This is a genomic window from Alistipes montrealensis (genome assembly GCF_018362775.1).
Classification (GTDB): Bacteria; Bacteroidota; Bacteroidia; order Bacteroidales; family Rikenellaceae; genus Alistipes; species Alistipes montrealensis.
The window spans coordinates 432,021-451,850 of the sequence record NZ_JAGYXY010000002.1 but is presented as its reverse complement, the minus strand read 5'-3'; the positions used below and the strand labels follow the sequence as shown (position 1 = coordinate 451,850).

At 57.9% G+C, this 19,830-nt stretch carries 11 protein-coding genes; all 11 read left to right on the top strand.

All coding sequences use genetic code 11. The annotated features are described in order from the left end of the window. Positions 1–326: 326 nt before the first annotated feature. Entirely contained in the window at positions 327–3,353 is a 3,027-nt protein-coding gene (locus KG007_RS04975) for a SusC/RagA family TonB-linked outer membrane protein (RefSeq protein WP_249413247.1), read from the top strand. Between the two features lie 19 nt (positions 3,354–3,372). Then, on the top strand, positions 3,373–5,052 hold the full coding sequence (locus KG007_RS04970) for a RagB/SusD family nutrient uptake outer membrane protein (protein WP_195460062.1): 1,680 nt from the start codon (positions 3,373–3,375) through the stop codon (positions 5,050–5,052). Positions 5,053–5,101: 49 nt separating this feature from the next. Further along, the gene (locus tag KG007_RS04965) at positions 5,102–6,361 is read left to right on the top strand and encodes a SusE domain-containing protein (RefSeq protein WP_195459214.1); all 1,260 of its coding nucleotides are present in this window, start codon (positions 5,102–5,104) and stop codon (positions 6,359–6,361) included. A gap of 109 nt (positions 6,362–6,470) precedes the next feature. Further along, the gene (locus KG007_RS04960) at positions 6,471–8,045 is read left to right on the top strand and encodes a DUF4832 domain-containing protein (protein ID WP_249413246.1); all 1,575 of its coding nucleotides are present in this window, start codon (positions 6,471–6,473) and stop codon (positions 8,043–8,045) included. A gap of 13 nt (positions 8,046–8,058) precedes the next feature. Beyond that, positions 8,059–9,933 carry an FAD-dependent oxidoreductase gene (locus KG007_RS04955; protein WP_213347571.1) on the top strand — a complete coding sequence of 625 codons (1,875 nt, stop codon included), beginning with the start codon at positions 8,059–8,061 and terminating at the stop codon, positions 9,931–9,933. 10 nt (positions 9,934–9,943) lie between these two features. Further along, positions 9,944–10,708: a DUF5040 domain-containing protein gene (locus KG007_RS04950; protein ID WP_213347570.1), complete on the top strand. Its 765-nt coding sequence runs from the start codon at positions 9,944–9,946 to the stop codon at positions 10,706–10,708. Positions 10,709–10,717: 9 nt separating this feature from the next. After that, positions 10,718–12,787, top strand: a complete 2,070-nt coding sequence (locus tag KG007_RS04945) for an alpha-amylase family protein (RefSeq protein ID WP_213347569.1) — start codon at positions 10,718–10,720, stop codon at positions 12,785–12,787. 46 nt (positions 12,788–12,833) lie between these two features. Beyond that, complete coding sequence (locus KG007_RS04940) at positions 12,834–14,618, top strand: glycoside hydrolase family 2 protein (protein ID WP_213347568.1); 1,785 nt, start codon at positions 12,834–12,836, stop codon at positions 14,616–14,618. Positions 14,619–14,625: 7 nt separating this feature from the next. Continuing rightward, positions 14,626–15,816 (top strand): glycoside hydrolase family 88 protein, encoded by a 1,191-nt coding sequence (locus KG007_RS04935; protein ID WP_249413245.1) that lies wholly within the window; start codon positions 14,626–14,628, stop codon positions 15,814–15,816. Then, the gene (locus KG007_RS04930; protein WP_213347567.1) at positions 15,813–17,081 is read left to right on the top strand and encodes a glucuronyl esterase domain-containing protein; all 1,269 of its coding nucleotides are present in this window, start codon (positions 15,813–15,815) and stop codon (positions 17,079–17,081) included. The genes KG007_RS04935 and KG007_RS04930 overlap by 4 nt, the downstream gene beginning before the upstream one ends. Positions 17,082–17,101: 20 nt before the next feature. Beyond that, a complete protein-coding gene (locus tag KG007_RS04925) occupies positions 17,102–19,819 on the top strand; it encodes a sugar-binding domain-containing protein (protein WP_213347566.1) in 2,718 nt (905 codons plus the stop codon). Positions 19,820–19,830: the final 11 nt, after the last annotated feature.

Here is a 19,830-nt window from a genome sequence, read left to right as displayed (position 1 = left end):
GTCCGGACAAATACCACCACGGACCCACCGGGCATCCGGAACCCCCGGACAGGGTTCGATTTTTTTACGTCCCGTACAAAATGGAACCATTTCCGAATAAAAGACGCCCATAAGGTCGCACCGTTTTATTGACCTTTGCAATAAGGGGATAAAGCCTCCGGCGTCCACCTGTTTCTTTGAAAAGATTAAATAACAGTAATAATTAAAACCTAAACCGAAATGGAAAGATAACCTGAAACCCACGAAGAACGGCAAGAGGTCTTCTGCCGGTTCGGCAATCTCTTAACAGACAAGTGTACTAACCAATATGAAACCTTTATATGATAATGAGCATTTACAAAAAGCTTAAAGGCAGCCTGGTCATTCTCCTTTTAACCCTGCTGTCCGCAACACCGTCGTTTGCCCAGCAAAACGATGTCAAAGTGACCGGTACGGTCATCGATGAAAACGGAGCCCCGCTGCCGGGCGTCGTCGTTGTTATAAAAGACGGAAAAACGAATGCGGGAGCCGTCACCACCGTACAGGGCACCTTCGAACTGAAAGTTCCCGCCTCCTCGACCCTGGTATTTTCGTGCCTGGGCTACAATAACCAGGAAGTCAAAATCGGCGTATCCGGAGTCGTCGACGTAAAAATGATCCCGAGCGCACAGTCGCTCGAAGAGGTCGTCGTCGTGGGTTACGGTACGCAGAAGAAGAAGGACCTCACGGGAGGCCTGGCCGTAGTCAACAAACAGACGCTGGAGATGGTTTCGACCAACAACCTGATGGACCGCCTGGTCGGACAGGTGGCCGGTCTGAACATCACGACCGGCAATGCTGCTCCGGGCAGCGACCAGACTCTGCTGATCCGCGGCCAGAACTCGATCACGGCGACCAATGACCCGTTGATCATTCTGGACGGCATTCCGTATGGCGGTTCGCTGGCCGACCTCGACCCGAACCTTATCGAGAGCATGTCGGTGCTCAAGGACGCATCGTCGGTGGCCATCTACGGTTCGCGCGGCTCGAACGGCGTTATCCTGATCCAGACCAAGCGAGGTAATAAAGGCACCATGCACGTAACCTACAAGACATCGTTGGGTATCTCCGAACCGATGCAGCGCATCGAAGTCATGGGACCCAACGAATTCATCCGTTACAAGCAGGACATCGGCCGTTTGGGAAAAAATAAATATTCCGGAGAAGATCTCGACCCGATGGCCGGCCTGATCATCAGCGCCAGCGAAAAACAGAATTACGCCAAAGGAATCACCCACGACTGGCAAGACTATGTCTTCCGCACCTCCTTCACGATGGACCATCAACTCAGCATCTCGGGTGGTAACGACAAGACCAGCTACACAGCCGCTGTCTCCTACCTGGATAACCCCGGCGTCGTCTACAATTCAAATTACGAGCGTATCAACGTCTACACCAGCATCAACCAAACACTGAATAAGTGGCTGACGGTCGGCCTTACCTCGCAGTTCGTAAACCGTGAGACCGGCGGCGCGACCCCGAATCTCGAACACGCCATCAAACAAAGCCCCTACGGCATCTACAAGGACGAGACGGGCGCCTATTACGAAAAACCGATGGAATACGACAATCTTCCCAACCCGATGAAGGACGTGAATGCCGACAGCAAGAATACGTCGCGCAACTTCCTCGCCAACGGGTTCGTCGACATCCTGTTCCCGGTGAAAGGTTTGTCGTTCCGCTCGCAGTTCGGATACAACTACCGCGATAACTTCACGGGAACCTACTACGGTCGCAACACCGTCACCGGAAAGCAGGTGGACGGCAAAGCTAGCATCAGCAACTCCCGCACCACGGACTACACGTGGGAGAACGTCCTCAAATACGAAGGCGTATTCGGGAAACACCGTATCGACGCCACCGGACTGTTCAGCGTGCAGGAGAAAAAAACAGTGAAATCGTCGCAGAGCGGCGACACTTTCGTAAACGACGATTCGAGTTTCTACCGGATGTCCGGTGCAGAGAATAACATTTCGATCTCCTCGAGTTATTCCCGGGAAACGATGGTATCGAGCATGTTGCGCGTGAATTACGCCTTCAACAATAAGTATCTAGTAACGCTGACCGGACGCGCCGACGGCGCTTCAGTGTTCGGCCGGAACAATAAGTGGGCTTTCTTCCCCTCGGCCGCAGTGGCCTGGCATCTGGGTGAAGAGAGTTTCGTCAAGGATAACGCCTCATGGATCGATATGCTGAAAATCCGTCTTTCGTACGGAGCCAACGGCAACAATGCCATCACCGTCGGAAGAACCCTCGATAGGCTCTATGCCACCAACGGTATCAAGTACATCTGGGGCGACGGCTCGAAGGCAGTCAATGCGGCCTACTTCCCCGGCGACGGCAAAGGTAACCCCAACCTGAGGTGGGAGACTACCTACACAACCAACCTCGGTATCGACTTTCAGTTCTTCGGCGGCCGCCTGGGCGGTGCTATCGACATGTACATCTCCAACACGAAAGACCTGCTGATGCTTCGCAACGTACCGATCATGAACGGTTACAGCAAGATCATGGACAACATCGGAGAGACGCAGAACAAGGGTATCGAACTCACGCTGAACTCGCAGAACATCCGCAAGAAGAATTTCACATGGAACACCGACATCAGTTTCTCGCTCAACCGCGACAAAATCGTCGAACTGCGCGGCGACGGTCAGGACGACGTCAGCAACAAGTGGTTCATCGGCAAGCCGCTGCAGGTTTATTTCGACTACAATATGATCGGCCTCTGGCAGCAGGGCGATGAGTTCACCTTTACCGATGCCGAAGGAAAAGAGATCGCACATCAGACCGGAGCCGAGCCAGGTTCGGCCAAACTAGAGGATGTCAACGGTGACGGCGAAATCACCGAAAAAGACCGAAAGGTGATCGGAAGCAAGCAACCGAGCTTCACGCTGTCGATGGGCAACCGTTTATCCTACAAAGATTTCTACTTCTCGTTCCTGATCAACGGCGTATTCGGAAAATGGATGACGGACAACGTGGCCAACGTCGGTTCGTATTCGTTCGGTGCGGGCAACTACATTCACGGCGCCAAATACTGGACCCCCGAAACACCCGACGCCGACTATGTTTCACCAGGGTACGAAAACAAATTCAGCCATGGTTTCTACAAGAAACTCAACTTCGTGCAGATCCGGAACATCACGCTGGGTTACCGCGTGAACCAACGATTCGTCCGGAAACTGGGATTGAGCGCCATCGATCTCAATGTCAGCGTCAACAACGTCTGCGCCTTCTCCAATATGCGTCAGATGCTGAACTATGACAACACCTGGTTCGCCTCTTACCCGACGGCGCGTTCCTATATGCTCGGAATTTCCTTAACCTTTTAATTGAGACCTAACCATGAAAATGAATCATTATATAAAATTGGGCGTCGCTTGTTCGATGGCAGCCCTTGCATCGGGATGCAGCAGTTTCCTGGAAGAAGATCTGAAAAGCGACCTGTCCCCGGAAAATACCTATACGAGTACGATGGGCTTCGAGGTAGGAAGCACCGGTCTCTATTCGATCGCCCGCGCAGAATATAACACCTGGGGCGAGAACGGCGCATTCATCCACAACGGCGCCTGCCCGTACGAGGCAATGCAGATCGCTACCGACATCGTCGATCAGAACGGGGCCAAGGACGGCTCGCTGACTCCCTTCGCCGACCTCACCCTGAACCCCTCCACGCAGTTCGTGGGAACCTACTGGACCTGGTCCTACAACCTGATCGCTTCGGCCAACGAATTGCTGGTCTTCTCCGAGAAGAACAAGAACTGGGATTATCCCACCGACAAGGCGCACTATCAGGCCGAGGCCCGCTTCTTCCGCGCCTATGCCTACCGGACGCTGATCTACCTCTATGGCGACGTACCCTGGGTAGAGACCATTCAGGACCAGTTCCAGCTTTCGTTCACGCGCACTCCCAAGAACGAAGTGTTGCAGCACATCATCGACGACCTGAAGTTCGCCAGCGAAAATCTTCCCGAAAACCCCGAAAGTGTAAACCCGGGCAAACTGACCCGCTGGGCGGCGTATCACTTGTTAAGCGAAATGTACCTGCTTCAGAAAGAGTACGTGCTCGCTGAAAAAGCAGCGCTCGAGGTGATCGACTGCGGATATTACAGCCTGATGAAGACTCGTTTCGGGGCAAAGAAGACCGAGCCGGGCGACGTGTTCAGCGACCTCTTCATTGAGAACAACCAAAACCGGAAAAGCGGCAACACGGAGAGCATCTGGGTCATGCAGTTCGAGTACAAGACGATCGGCGGCGGCACGAACTCCGACGACTGGACCCGTCGCGCCTGGAACCCCCAGTATATGTCGATCAACGGTTTCACGCTAGCCGACTCGCTCGGCGGCCGCGGCTTGGCGCAGATCTCCCCGATGAAATGGTGGATGGGCGTCCAGGGAACCAACGCGACCGTAGACGCGAGCCTTCCGCAAGGCGTAGATCCTGCCCGCGGAATCTTCACCGACGGCGACATCCGCAATTCGAACTACAACATTAAACGCAACTGGTACTACAACAACGAGGCTGTCCCCAGCACGTACGGCAAGAAGTGCAACATTACGGACGGAACCTGGTCGACGGGCCTGCTGTTCCCGGCGCTGACGAAATTCTTCTTCGGTAAAGCCGACAACCTGTCGCTCACCGGCTCTTACAAGGACCGCATGAAGTTCCGCCTGTCGGAAACCTACCTGTTGCTCGCCGAGGCTTACCTGGGCCAAAACAATCCGGGCGAGGCTGCCAAAGCGGTGAACGAGGTTCGCAAGCGCGCCAAAGCCGGCGAAGTTTCCGAGGCCGACATGGATATAGACTTCCTGCTCGACGAACGCATCCGCGAACTGGTCGGCGAGGAGAGCCGCCGCTTCACGCTGGTGCGTACAGGCAAACTGATCGACCGCGTCAAACAATACAATTCGACGCTGAAGGACAAGATCGAGGACTTCCATGCGCTGTGGCCCATTCCGCAAGCGATCCGCGATGCAAACCGCGGCGCGGAATTCCCGCAGAACCCCGGGTATGACGGGTACAAGAAGTAAAAAGCCGGATGATTCGGAGCGTATTGATTAACCAAAGAACAAACAGGATATGAAAAAAATAAAATTTATATATGGCGCTTTGTTGCTGATCTCGGCAATTCTCCTCCAGTGGGGATGCACATACGATCCATACAAACACGACATCTCCAAAATCGAAGACAGCCTGAAAACGACCGTTTCGGCCTCCGCCGATGCAATCGCGCTGAATGGGGAGCATCCCAAGGATGTCGTGGTGACCTTCAACTGGACCGAAGCCCGGCAGATGCCCGACGACTATATCGTTTCCTATACGACCAAGTTAGATATCGTCGGCAATAACTTCGGTTCCTCCACCGCCATCGTCACGAGCGAGGAAGACGGTATTTTCAGCCGTAGTTTCACCTCGGAGCAGTTGAACAACTGGGCCAATGAAAAGTGGAAACTACCCGTCAACAAGAAATTCACGCTGGAGTTCCGCGTCATCGTCGAATGGACGGGCGGTCCGACGTTCGAAGTTCCCGACGTGAGTACGGTAGAGGTCGAGGTAACGCCGATCAAGGTCGAGGTGTTCGACGCCGACAAGATGTCGTTGGCCGGCAGCGCAATGAACGAAGAAACCGAGATTTCGAAAACAATCGAAAATGCCAACCAATATGCTTGGCTGGGCGACTTTACACGCGGCGAACTCCAGATTCCCGTACAACTTGACGGTCTGACCTATTACATCACCCCCGAGGACGGCGACGGCACGCTGAAAGACGGCCAACCGGTAAATGTGAAGATGCAGGAAACCCCCATCTCCTGGGAGATCAAGGAACCTGGTCGGTACCGCGTCGTGATCGATATGAAGGAGAAGCAGGCCACCATCTACTCGCCCGCAACCGACATGAAGTCGCTCTCCGTCACATTCCGGCCGAACGGTGCGGACACTAATCCCGAGACGACGATGGAGGTGACCGAACTGTGGGCTTATGGTGGCGGCACCGGCTGGGGCGTCAAGAAACTCGGCTGCACCCCGAGTCTTGCCGATCCGCAGATTCTGGTCTACAACGGTACAGCCATCGCCGGAGATATGAAGTTCTGTATCGCTCAAAACTTCTCGGTTGACGGTGTCGATTACAACCAAAATAACGTATACTGCTTTACCTGCCCGTTGAAGGCGGACGGCAAACGCCAGAACCTTTCGCTCGAACTCAATAAAGAGGCCGAACTGCATGGTGCTTCCGATGGAGAAACCCGTAACAGCTACTACAAGGTCCCGTCCGGAACCAACCAGATCATCTTCGACCTGCGACACATGACAATCAAGGCCCTGAAGGTCGAGAAGTAGGAACGACCACCGAAAAATATTGCCGTATCGGAATGAAGACCAAATTCAAGCCGACAGGAAGATACGGCAATATTTTCTTTCAATGAATATTAAATGTAAAAACAGCAATATGACATCTATGAAAAACCTGATCGTCGGTTGTATCCTGACCGTGTTCCTCGGAGCCGTTTCCTGCGGATGCTCGAAGGACAAGAACGACGGTAACAACGACGGTCCGCAGTCGGGCGTTACCGTAAAGCCCAAATACAACAAATCCAGAAATCTGCGCAACCCGCTGAGCGGGTGGGTGATGTACTGCAGCGCCGACTACGACCCCTCGTACTGGGACACGGAGTTCTACATCACGGACCTCGGAGAAAATGTCAAAGTGGCGGATTATGCCTCAGCCTGCTACATCCGCACGAAATGGTCCGTCCTGAACCCCGCGGACGGCAAGTATGCCTGGGACGACCCCAATTCGAAAGTCTACAAGCTGATCAAGGGCGCCGAAGAACGGGGGCTTCCGATCGCTTTCCGCGTGGTGGTCGACGGCCGTGACCAGGGTGCGAATACACCCCAGTTCGTCTACGACGCCGGAGCCAAGTACGCAATGTCGGAGCCAAAATACCCCGACCGCAAAACACCGATGCCGCAGGACCCGATCTTCCAGCAGTACTACGAAAAGTTCGTCGAAGCCTTCGCCGCCCGGTTCAACGATCCGGACCGCACGGCTTTCATCGACGGATACGGACTGGGTAAATGGGGTGAAGGGCACAGCGTGGCTTACAACACGGAAGATGTTTCCCGCGTTGACGAAAATACGGAGACGGTGAAACGCGAGGTTCTCGACTGGATCACGAAACTCTACGCCAAACACTTCACCAAGGTTCCCCTGGTGATCAACTACCACCGCGTACTGGGCCACCCCACGAGCCAGGGCACGCCGAACGAACACAGCGAAGAATTAGTGGCGCTGGCCATCAGCAACGGGTACTGCATCCGTTCGGATGCCTTCGGCATGACTAATTCGAGCTGGGGTTACACCGCCTGGGAAAAGGCGGTCGCAGCTACATGGCGCTACAAGGTCCCCATCCTTATGGAGGGCGGTTATATCGTCAGCAGTCACAGCTACTGGAACGATCCGGCCGGTTACCGAGAGGGTCATCCCGAAGACGTTCGCAAAGGCGAATTCAACGCTTCGGCCGAAGCGCACGTCAATATGATGGACTTCCGCGTGGGACAGGAGACCGAATCGTGGTTCAAAGACAGTTTCACCCTCGTAAAACGCTTCATTTCCGAAGGCGGTTACCGCCTCTATCCCGACCAGGTATCGCTTCCCGACAAGATGAAGAGCGGCGAAACGGTCAAAATCTATTCCCGCTGGCGCAACATGGGCTGGGGATACTGCCCGAACAACCTTCCGCAATGGAACTACAAGTACAAGGTAGCCTTTGCGCTGCTCGACACTTCAGGCAAAGCACAGCAGGTTTTCGTCGACAAGAACTGCGAACCTTCGGCTTGGGTCGATAGCAAACCCTTCTCCTATGAATTCCAGACGACAACGAATCTCCCGGCCGGAAAGTACATGTGGGCCGTAGCCATCGTCGACACGACGAAGGAGAATAAGCCGGCCATCGAGCTTGCCGTGAACGACGAAAAGACCGCCGAAGGCTGGGTTAAACTGTTGGAGGTTCAAATCAATTAACACAAAATAAACGATGAAGAGGGTTGTTTTACTTTCCGTATCGCTGCTGCTGAGCGTCAGCGCATCTTTCGGGGCCGGGATTCTGGTCGAGGCCGAAAGCTTCCGCGACAAGGGAGGCTGGGCCGTTGACCAACAGTTCATGGACCTGATGGGATCGCCGTACCTCATCGCGCACGGCATGGGCAAGCCCGTGAAGGACGCCACGACGACGGTCGAGTTTCCCGAAGACGGGACTTACCGGGCGTACGTACGTACATTCAACTGGGTCGCCCCGTGGTACGACGGCGACGGTCCCGGAAAGTTCTCCCTCAGAGTCGGCAACCGGAAACTGCCCGCCGTGCTCGGCAACACGGGCACGCAATGGATGTGGCAGTGCGCCGGAAAAGTCTCGGTCCGGAAAGGTCCGGTCAACATTGCGTTGACCGACCTTTCCGGCTTCGACGGCCGCTGCGACGCGGTCTACTTCACCACGGAGGAGGGCGATATTCCCCCTTCCGGAGCCGCAGAACTCGCTGCGTTCCGCAAAAGGATGCTCGGCATCCCCGAAACCCCGCAGGCCGCAGAATCGTTCGATTTCGTCGTCGTGGGCGGAGGCATCGCCGGGATGTGCGCCGCTGCCGCGGCTTCGCGCCTGGGCTGCACCGTCGCGCTGGTCAACGACCGTCCGGTGCTGGGCGGCAACAACAGTTCCGAAATCCGGGTGCACCTGGGCGGAGTCATCGAACTCGGTCCGAACAAGGGACTGGGCCGTATGATCCGCGAGTTCGGCCATTCGCGCGCAGGCAACGCCCAGCCGGCCGAAAATTACGAAGACGCGAAAAAGAGCGCATTTATAGCCGCGGAAGAGAACGTAACGCTGTTCGCCTCCTGCCGAGCCGTTGCGGTGAACAAGGACGGCGGCCGGATCCGGTCCGTCGTCATCCGGCATATCGAAACCGGGGAGGAGACCACGCTCGAAGCGCCCCTCTTCGCCGATTGCACGGGCGACGGAACCGTCGGATTCCTGGCCGGAGCCGATTACCGCATGGGACGCGAAAGCCGGGATGAATTCGGCGAAGCGCTGGCGCCCGAAACCGCCGACCGGATGACGATGGGTTCGTCCGTCCAATGGTATTCGGTCGATGCCAGCCGGAGGACGGATTTCCCGCGGTTCAGCTACGGCGTGGAGTTCAACGAATCGAACTGCGAACGCGTGACGATGGGTGAATGGAAATGGGAGACGGGCATGAATCTCGACCAGGTCTACGATTTCGAACGCATCCGCGACTACGGCCTGCTGGTGATCTACTCGAACTGGAGTTTTCTGAAAAACGGTCTGAAAGACAATGCCAAATACCGCAACCGCGAACTGGGCTGGGTAGCCTACGTGGCGGGCAAGCGCGAATCGCGGCGGCTCCTGGGCGACTACGTCCTCAAACAGGACGACATCGACAAGAACGTCTTCCACGAAGACGCCTCGTTCACCGCGACGTGGGACATCGACCTGCATTTCCCCGATTCGGTCAATTCCGTGCATTTCCCGGGCCGGGAGTTCAAAGCTGCGACAAAACACGTCCACATCTATCCCCATGCCGTGCCCTACCGGTGTCTCTACTCCCGCAACGTGGACAACCTGTTCATGGCCGGACGGAACATCAGCGTGACACATGTGGCGCTCGGCACAGTACGCGTCATGCGCACCACCGGGATGATGGGCGAAGTGGTCGGCATGGCGGCCTTCCTGTGCCGGAAATACGGCGCTACACCGCGCCAGGTCTACCAGAAACACCTGGGAGAGCTCCGAACGCTGATGCGCGAAGGCGTCGGCAAAAAAGAGGACCTTCCCAACAACCAGAAGTTCAACCAGGGCGACCGGCTGAAGGCGCCACGCGCCCTGCGCAACGATTGAAAACACACGCATGAAAAAAGTATTGACCCTGCTGTTTACACTGTTCCTGCTGTGCGGACACACCACGGCACAGGACAGCCTGAAATATAACATCCTCCTCTCCGGAGCCTCTTTCGCATCGCCGCAGAACGGCTGGTTCGAGATCGGCTGCCGGCAGTTGGGCGCCCGTGCGATCAACCGGGCCATCGGCGGCGAATCGATCGCCAACACCGCCAACCGCATGGCCGAAGGCACGCTCTGGAGTGCCGAAGAGTTGGATGACCTCGACGCTTTCGTCATCATGCAGGTCCACAACCGCGACGTGTCCGGCACGGGCGGACTGAAAGCGCAATACACCGACTACACGATCCCCTTCGACCGGAGCAACTACGCCGCGGCGTTCGACTACGTGATCAAACGCTATTTCAGCGAATGCTATGCGCTCAAGGACAACCCGAAATCGAAATACTACGGCACGAAATCCGGCAAACCGGCGGTCATCGTCCTCTGCACCGACTGGCACGACGCGCGGGTAACCTACAACGCCGCCATACGGAGGCTCGCAGCCCGATGGGGACTGCCGCTCGTGGAGTTCGATGCGAACATCGGCTTTTCGATGCAGACGCCCAATCCGGCTACCGGCGCCCAGCAGAGCCTCCTCTACGCCCAGGACACGCAGACCATCGAAGGGGTAACCTACGGATGGCATCCCCAGCGGGGCGAAGACAAATACATCCAGCAGCGGATGGCTGCGATTTTCGCCGACGCCATGAAAAAGATCCTGCCGGCAAAATAGATTCCAACGATGAAACGAATATTCCCGATACTGTCCTTCCTGCTGCTGTGCAGCGCATCCGCCTTTTCGCAGGACGGATGTTACAGCCGTTTGCAGAACGACACCCTGACGATCGGCAACACCCGGATCGAACGCAGGTTCGTCTGGAACGGGGGCAACCTCATGACTTGCAGCCTGACCGATTTTTCGTCGGGACAGGTGTGGACGAGCCGTTCCCTGACGCCCGATTTCAAGGTCTCGAACGATGCCCGAGGCGTCTCCGGGACCTATTCGTCGGTACAGGTCGCCGAAACCGAAATACATCCCGCCTATTTGAAAACCACCGTGGAGTTCTCGCTGGGGGACCTCTCCGTGAGGCGGGTTTACCGCGTCTACGCAGATACCCCGGCAATCGCCTGCGACACCTACCTCAAAGGCAGTATCGAACGGCTTCCCGGCGGCAAGGCTACAAATTCCGCCGACCGGAAGAACATCGAATCGACCGAAGACATGCACGCGCAGTTGGCCGCGACCGTCCTCGACCAATTCAACCCCGGAGGGTTCCACTGGCGGACGCGGATCGTCGAATTCCAGGATGTCACCGACTGGAACAACAACCTGGTTTTCGAAACCGACATCATTCCCTACCGGAAAAACAACTACCGGGGCAACCTGCTCTTCGCCCACAACGCAGAGAACGGCAACGGGTTCTTCTTCCTCAAAGAGGCCCCCTGTTCGAACGTGCAGCCCGCATACAGCGGATACGATTTCACGACCGAATTCGGCCATTTCACGGTAACGGGACTCGGCATGACGGAAAAGGAACTCTGCAAAGACCAATGGCTGAAAGCCTACGGATGTGTCCTCGGAGTCTGGTCGGGAAGCGAACTCAACCGGTTGACAGCCCTGCGGAGCTATCAGAAAAACGTACGGAAACTACTGCCCGGCCGCGACGAAATGGTGATGATGAACACCTGGGGCGACCGCAGCCAGGACACGAAGGTGAATGAACAGTTCTGCCTAGCCGAAGTCCGGAAAGCCGCACGCCTGGGCATCACACATTTCCAGATCGACGACGGCTGGCAGGTGGGCAAAAGCCCCAACTCGGCCCTGGCCAAGGGGTCGTTCAAAAACATCTGGGACAACCCCGACTACTGGACGCCCGATCCGGTGAAGTATCCCCGCGGACTGCGTCCGATCGTGGAACTGGGCCGGGAACTGGGTGTGGAGATCTGTCTCTGGTTCAACCCGAGCGTGCAGCACGATTACGCCGACTGGGAGAAAGACGCGCAGGCGCTGGTAGACCTCTACGACGAGTACGGTATCCGCACGTTCAAGATCGACGGCCTCGCCATACCCGGCAAACAGGCCGAAACCAACCTGCGGCGGCTGTTCGACCGCGTGCTGGAAAAGACGGGCGACAAAGTGGTTTTCAACCTCGACGCAACGGCCGGCCGGCGCGGAGGTTACCACATGTTCAACGAGTACGGCAACATTTTCCTCGAAAACCGCTATACCGACTGGCAGAATTACTACCCCTACTGGACGCTGCGCAACCTGTGGATGCTCTCCAAATACGTCCCGGCGGAGAAACTCCAGATCGAGTTCCTGAACAAGTGGCGCAACACGGAAAAATATGCCGGCGACCCGTTCGCCCCGGCCAACTACAACTTCGAATACCTCTTCGCAACCACGATGGCCGGACAACCGCTGGCCTGGATGGAGGCGAGCGGACTGCCCGACGAAGCGCTGGGCGTCGGCAGTCAGATCGAACGCTACAAACAGGTGCAGCACGATTTCCACAGCGGGGTGGTCCTGCCCGTCGGCGACGAGCCTTCGGGCCGCTCCTGGACCGGCTTCCAGTCGGTCGGCGGCGAGCGGGGCTACCTGCTCTTCTTCCGCGAACAGACCCCCGTCCGGAAGGCTTTCGTCGAGACGTGGCTGCCCGAAAAAACCAAAGTCCGCCTAACGCCGGTATTGGGCAGCGGCAAAGCCGCCGTGAAAACGACCGGACGCCGCGGAACACTGGAGGTGGAACTGCCTTCGCCCAACGATTACGCCCTGTACCGCTATGAAATAATCGGCAAGCCGGGGAACTGACACGGCCCCTGTTTGCAGAATCCAAAAACTACGAAACACCATGAAAATGAAAACGCTGACAAAATTGATAATGCCGCTCGCGCTGTCGCTTCTCACGGCCGCCGACCTCGGAGCGCAGGAGCTGATCGCCAACGTTTACGGACGCGAAACGCAGTCGCTCAACGGGAAATGGGACGCCATCGTCGACCTTTACGACCAGGGGCGCAAAAATAAGATTTACCTCAACCGCAAGCCGGAGGGGAAAACCGATTTCTACGAATATTCGTTCGAAAACGGGCTGCGGCTCGACGTTCCCTCGGACTGGAACAGCCAGACGCCCGAACTGAAATACTACGAAGGTACGGTCTGGTACGCCCGGCGGTTCGACGCCCCGAAGCAGGAAGGACAACGGCAATTCCTCCATTTCGGAGCTGTCAGCTACCGCTGCCGGGTTTACCTCAACGGGGAGGAGATCGGAAGCCACGAAGGCGGTTTCACGCCGTTCCAGATCGAAGTGACCGGCAAGGTGAAGCCTTCAGGCAACTTCCTGGCCGTGGAGGTGAACAACACCCGTACACCCGACGCCATCCCGGCAATGGCCTTCGACTGGTGGAACTACGGCGGCATCACGCGCGACGTATCGCTCGTCAGCGTCCCGGACGCTTTCATCGAAGACTACTTCATCCGCCTCGGCAAGGATTCTGCCGACCGGATCGACGCCGATATCCGGTTGTCGGGAGCAACCCCGGGAACCGCCGTCGAGATCGAAATTCCGGAACTGAAGGTCCGCAAAACCGCCGTTACCGACGAGCGGGGAACGGCCACAATGTCGTTCAACGTAAAAAAACTGGACCGCTGGTCTCCCGCCGCCCCGAAACTTTACCGGGTGATCGTCTCCACGGACCGTGACCGGGTGGAGGAGTCGATCGGCTTCCGCAACATCCGCGTCGAGGGTGAAGAGATCGTTCTCAACGGCGCGCCCCTGTTCCTCAAGTCGATCAGTTTCCACGAGGAGATCCCCCAGCGCATGGGCCGGGCGCACTCCGAGGCAGACGCCGTGATGCTGCTTACCGAAGCCAAAGCACTCGGCTGCAACATGATCCGCCTGGCGCATTACCCCCAGAACGAATACATCGTCCGCCTGGCCGAAAAAATGGGATTCCTGCTCTGGGAGGAGATTCCCATCTGGCAGGGCATCGACTTCGGAAACGACCGGACCCGGGAGAAAGCCGGACGCATGATCAAAGAGATGGTCATGCGCGACAAGAACCGCTGTGCCCTGACGTTCTGGGGCGTAGCCAACGAGACACAGCCTTCCGAGGCGCGCAACGCTTTCCTGCGCTACCTGATTTCGTGCTGCCGGAGCATCGACGACACCCGCCTCATCGTAGCGGCCTTCGACCTGGTGCGTTTCGACCGCGAACGGCAGTTGTTCGTCATGAACGATCCGTTCATCGAAGAATTGGATGTCGTGGCCATCAACAAATACATGGGCTGGTATCACCCGTGGCCCCTCACGCCCGACAAGGCGGTGTGGGACGTGGCGCGGGGCAAACCACTGATCATCTCCGAATTCGGCGGCGAGGCGCTCTACGGCCAGCACGGGCCCGCCGACGTGGCCAGTTCGTGGAGCGAGGAGTACCAGGCGGCGCTCTACGCCGACAACCTCCGCATGTTCGAAAACATCCCCAACCTGCGGGGCGTGTCGCCGTGGATTCTGTTCGATTTCCGTTCGCCGTTCCGCTTCCACCCCACCAACCAGGACGGCTGGAACCGCAAAGGACTGGTTTCGGACCAGGGATACCGCAAGAAAGCGTGGTATCTGATGAAAGAGTACTACGACAAACACTAAAACGACAATGAAAATACGATCGATATACATGGCCCTGGCGCTCCTGCTCGCAAGCTGCGCCGGAGACGGACAGAAGCCGCTGGAAGCCGTCGTGGACGAAGCGCTGGCCCGCGCCGAACAGCAAACGCTGCTGATGGCCGAAAAATACGCCGGCCGCGAAGGCCGCCTCCCGCGCACGTGGGAGAACGGCGAGGACGTTTCGTCGGATTCACGCTGGTGGTGCAGCGGCTTCTTCCCGGGAACGCTGTGGTATGTCTATGAGAACACCCGCAACCCCAGGGTGCTGGAATATGCCCGTATGTACACTTCGCGTGTCGAGCGGGAGAAATACACGACCGACAACCACGACGTGGGATTCATGCTCTACTGCAGTTTCGGCAACGGACTGCGCCTCACGGGCGACAAAGCCTACGAAGAAGTGCTGCTCACCGGAGCCCGGTCGCTGGCGACGCGCTTCAAACCCCAGGTGGGTCTGATCCGTTCGTGGGACCACAACCGGGACAAGTGGCAGTATCCGGTTATCATCGACAACATGATGAACCTCGAATTGCTGATGTGGGCCGCCGAACGTTCGGGCGACAAATCCTTCCGCGAAATGGCAGTCTCTCACGCGGACAAGACGCTGGAGCATCATTTCCGTCCCGACTTCAGTTCGTGGCACGTAGTCTCCTACGACACCGTCTCGGGACAGCCCCACCTCAAACAAACCCACCAGGGCTTCTCCGACGATTCGGCCTGGAGCCGCGGACAGGCGTGGGGGCTCTACGGCTACACCTGCATGTACCGCCTCACGGGCGATGCACGCTACCTGCAACACGCCCGCAATATCGCCGGATTCCTCATCGGCCACAAGAACATGCCCGCCGACGGGATTCCCTATTGGGATTTCGATTCGCCGGACATTCCCTCTACCCCGCGCGACGCCTCGGCGGCCGCGATCATGGCTTCGGCGCTGGTCGAACTGAGCGGCTTCGTGGAGCCTGCGGAAGGGGAAAAATACATGGCCTTCGCCGAAAAGCAGGTCCGCACGCTGGCTTCGCCGGAATACACGGCACAGCCGGGCGAAAACGGGGATTTCATCCTCCTGCACAGCACCGGAGCCTATCCGTTCTCTTCAGAAGTGGATGCGCCGCTCACCTACGCCGACTACTATTACCTCGAAGCGCTTACCCGGATCAAACAAAAACTGCAATCATGAGCGTCGTGAAGAGATACGCGCTGCCCGTGTTCTGCTGCCTGGGACTGTTCTGCGCCCGGGCACAGGAACCTGCGATGAATTACGACGAATCGCTGGTCCCGGACTACGTCCTGCCCGATCCGCTGACCTGCTCCGACGGCACGAAGGTGGCCGACGCCGCGACGTGGACCTCGAAACGCCGCCCCGAACTGCTCGCGCTCTTCGAGACGCAGGTCTACGGCAAAGCCCCCGGACGCCCCGAAGGCCTGCATTTCAAGGTCCTGGGCGAAGACCGCTACACGCTGGGCAACATGGCCACACGCCGGGAAATCGCGGTTTATTTCACCGACGACGAAACGCATTTCATGACGATCCTGCTCTACATTCCCAACAAGCGCACGGATGTCGTTCCAATCTTCCTGGGACTCAATTTCAAGGGCAACCACACGATCTGCGACGATCCGCTCGTCGCGCCGTCCATTCCCCGGACAGCACCCGGGAAAGGGCCGTCCGACGGATTCCCGCGGGCCGCAGCGGCATCGCGTTGGCCGGTCGAAATGCTGATCGCCAACGGTTACGGACTGGCTACGGTCTACCGCGGCGACATCGACCCCGACTACGACGACGGGTTCCAAAACGGCGTTCACCCGCTGTTCTACCGCGACGGGCAAACGCGTCCGGAGCCTGACGAATGGGGCACGATCGCGGCCTGGGCCTGGGGCCTGAGCCGTGCGATGGACTACCTCGAAACCGACGAAGACGTGGACTGCGAGCGCGTGGCGGTCATCGGGCATTCGCGCCTCGGGAAAGCCGCATTGTGGGCCGGAGCCTCCGATCCGCGCTTCGCGATGGTCGTCTCCAACGAATCGGGGTGCGGGGGCGCCGCACTGGCCAGAAGACGCTACGCCGAGACGGTCGCCCGGATAAACCTTCTGTTCCCCCACTGGTTCTGCGAAAATTACAAGCAATATGCCGGTAACGAAGACGCGCTGCCCGTCGACCAGCACGAACTGGTCGCACTGATAGCCCCGCGCCCGGTCTACATCGCCAGCGCAGCCGAAGACAAGTGGTCCGACATCCGGGGCGAATTTCTCGCAGGAGTCCATGCTACGCCCGTCTACGAACTCTTCGGGCTCGAAGGACTGCCCGACACGGAGCTGCCCGAAAACGATGCTCCCGAACAGTCGGGATACATCGGCTACCATGTCCGTTCGGGCGGCCACGACATCACGCCCTACGACTGGCGGCAATTCGTGAAATTTGCAGACAAACACCTGAAACGATAATCTAAAAACAACATCTATACATGAAAAACCGGTTTATAAAACTGCTCCTCGCGGCCGTGTTCCTTGCATCGTTTGCCCCGGCTGCGGCCCAGACCCGCGAAGTGGACCTCTCGGGAGAATGGAGGTTCCAGACCGACGTGATGGACTTCCGCCGGGGATCGCTCTCGCCCAGGTACAACCACCAACTGCAGGAGACGATCACGCTCCCCGGCATCACCGATGACTACCAGATCGGCTACAAATCGCCTTACCGCCACGTCGACCGCCTCACACGCGTCTACGAGTACATGGGACCGGCCTGGTATCAGCGCGACATCGAGTTTCCGGCCGAGTGGAAAGGCAAGTGCATCTTCCTCTATTTCGAGCGCACCCACTGGCTCAGTTCGGTGTGGGTCGACACCAAGGAGGTGAGCCGCCTCGATTATATCAGCGTCCCGCACAACCACGACCTCACGGGATTCGTCACCCCGGGCAAGACGCACCGCATCACGGTGTGCATCGACAACCGGTTCCAGTACAACACCCACAAATGGAACCATGCCCACACCGAATTCACGCAGATCAACTGGAACGGCATCCTCGGCGAGATGAAACTCGTGGCCGTAGACCCGGTTTACGTCGACGACATGCAGTTGTATCCCGATATCGCGGCAAACAGCGTCGAAGTCCGCATGACCGTCGACAACCGCACGAAGAAGCCCTTCGAAGGCAAGGCCCTGCTCACCGTCTCGGGCAACGGACTCAGCATAACCAAGGAAATGCCCGTCAGCGGCGACGCAGCGGAAGTCCGCCTCACCGAAACCATTCCGTTGGGAAAAGACGCCAAACGCTGGGACGAATTCAACCCCAATCTCTACACCGTGGAGTGCACCCTGCTCACCCATACCGGCAAAGACGCTTACGAGCACAAAAAATCGGCGACATTCGGCCTGCGCGAAGTGACGCAGGGCCGCAACCACGTCCTGCTCAACGGACGGCCGCTCCACCTGCGCGGAACCGTCGAGAACGCCGTGTTCCCCAAAACGGGACACGCCCCGCTCGACGACGCCGAGTGGGAGCGTATCATGCTCATCCTGAAGGACTACGGCATGAACCACATGCGTTTCCATTCGTGGTGTCCCCCGGCAGCGGCCTTCCGCATGGCCGACCGGCACGGCATCTACCTCGAAGTCGAAATGCCCATGTGGGGCAAGGACGCCGAACCGGACGAAGCGCGCTACGACTTTTTCCGGCGTGAAATGCGGGCCATCCTCAAGGAGTACGGCAACCACCCCTCGTTCGTCCTCTACTGCAACGGCAACGAAATCACAGGCAACTTCGACTTCATCGAAGAGCTGACCGCCGACGGCCGCAAACTCGACAACCGCCATCTGTTCAGCGGCTCGACGGCGCGCACGCGCGTTCCGTCGGACCAGTACTACGTCTCGCAGCAGACCAACAAAGGTCCCGTGAAGGTCTACGAAGGACTGCCTTCAACCGACTGGGACCGCAGCAGCGAATCGGACGTGGACGTGCCCGTCATCTCCCACGAATCGGGACAGCGGTGCATCTACCCCGACTTCCGCGAGATCGAGAAATTCACAGGCCCCGTCCGGGCGCGGAATTTCGAACTCTGGCGCGAAATGCTCGACGAGAACGGCATGCTCGACCAGGCCCACGATTTCTTCCGGGCATCGGGTGCGCTGACCGTCGTGGAGTACAAAGCCGTGATCGAGGCATTGCTCCGGTCCTCCAAATCGGCCGGGTTCCAGTTGCTTTCGCTCAACGATTTCCCGGGACAGGGTTATGCCCCGGTGGGTGTGCTCGACCCCTTCTGGGACTCCAAGGGACTGGTGACGCCCGACGAGTGGCGGGCCTTCTGCGCCCCGACCGTAGCCCTGCTCCGCTACCCGAAAAGCGCCTGGTTCGACGACGAAACGTTCACCGCAAAAGCCGAGGTCTACAACTTCGGTGCAGCCGCGCTCAAAAATGCGAAAATCCGCTGGTCGCTGACCGACAGCAGCGGTAAAACGCTCGCCAAAGGCAGCCTCAAATCGCAGACCATCGGCATCGACGGCGTTTTCCCCGCCGGGGAGTTCTCGATCCCGCTCGACAAAGTCCAGGGGCCGCAAAAACTCACTGTTCACCTGAACGTCGGCGAAAAGACAAGCAACAGTTGGGACATCTGGGTTTACCCGCGCAATCCGTCGCTGATGCAGTCGGATGGCGAGGTACTCTACACGAAGGAGTTCGGCGAGCAGGCCCGACAGCACCTCAAGCAGGGAAAGACGGTCATCCTGACCCCGGCACTGAACAAGGTCAAAGGGCGCAAATCGACCTTCCACAACCATTTCTGGAACCCGATCATGTTCGCCTGGGCGCCGATGACCATCGGCTGCCTGATCCACTCGGAGGAGCCGGTATTCGCCGACTTCCCGACCTCCTACCACACCGACTGGCAGTGGTGGGATATCCTGGAGAACGCCAAGGTGATCGAGATGCAGCAGACCCCGCGCGAACTGAGGCCGTTCATCCAGGTCATCGACAGTTTCGACAACAACCAAAAGCTCGGCATCGGCTTCGAAGCCCGGGTCGGCGGCGGAAAGCTGCTCGTCCTGACGGTCGACACCCAGAAGAAGATGGACCAGCGCCCCGCAACCCGGCAACTGCTCGAAAGTATCGACAACTACGTCCACAGCGGGCGTTTCGACCCGCAGGTCGCTCTGGACGAGTCGTTCATCGCTTCTTTCATGCGCTAAAAACACACGGT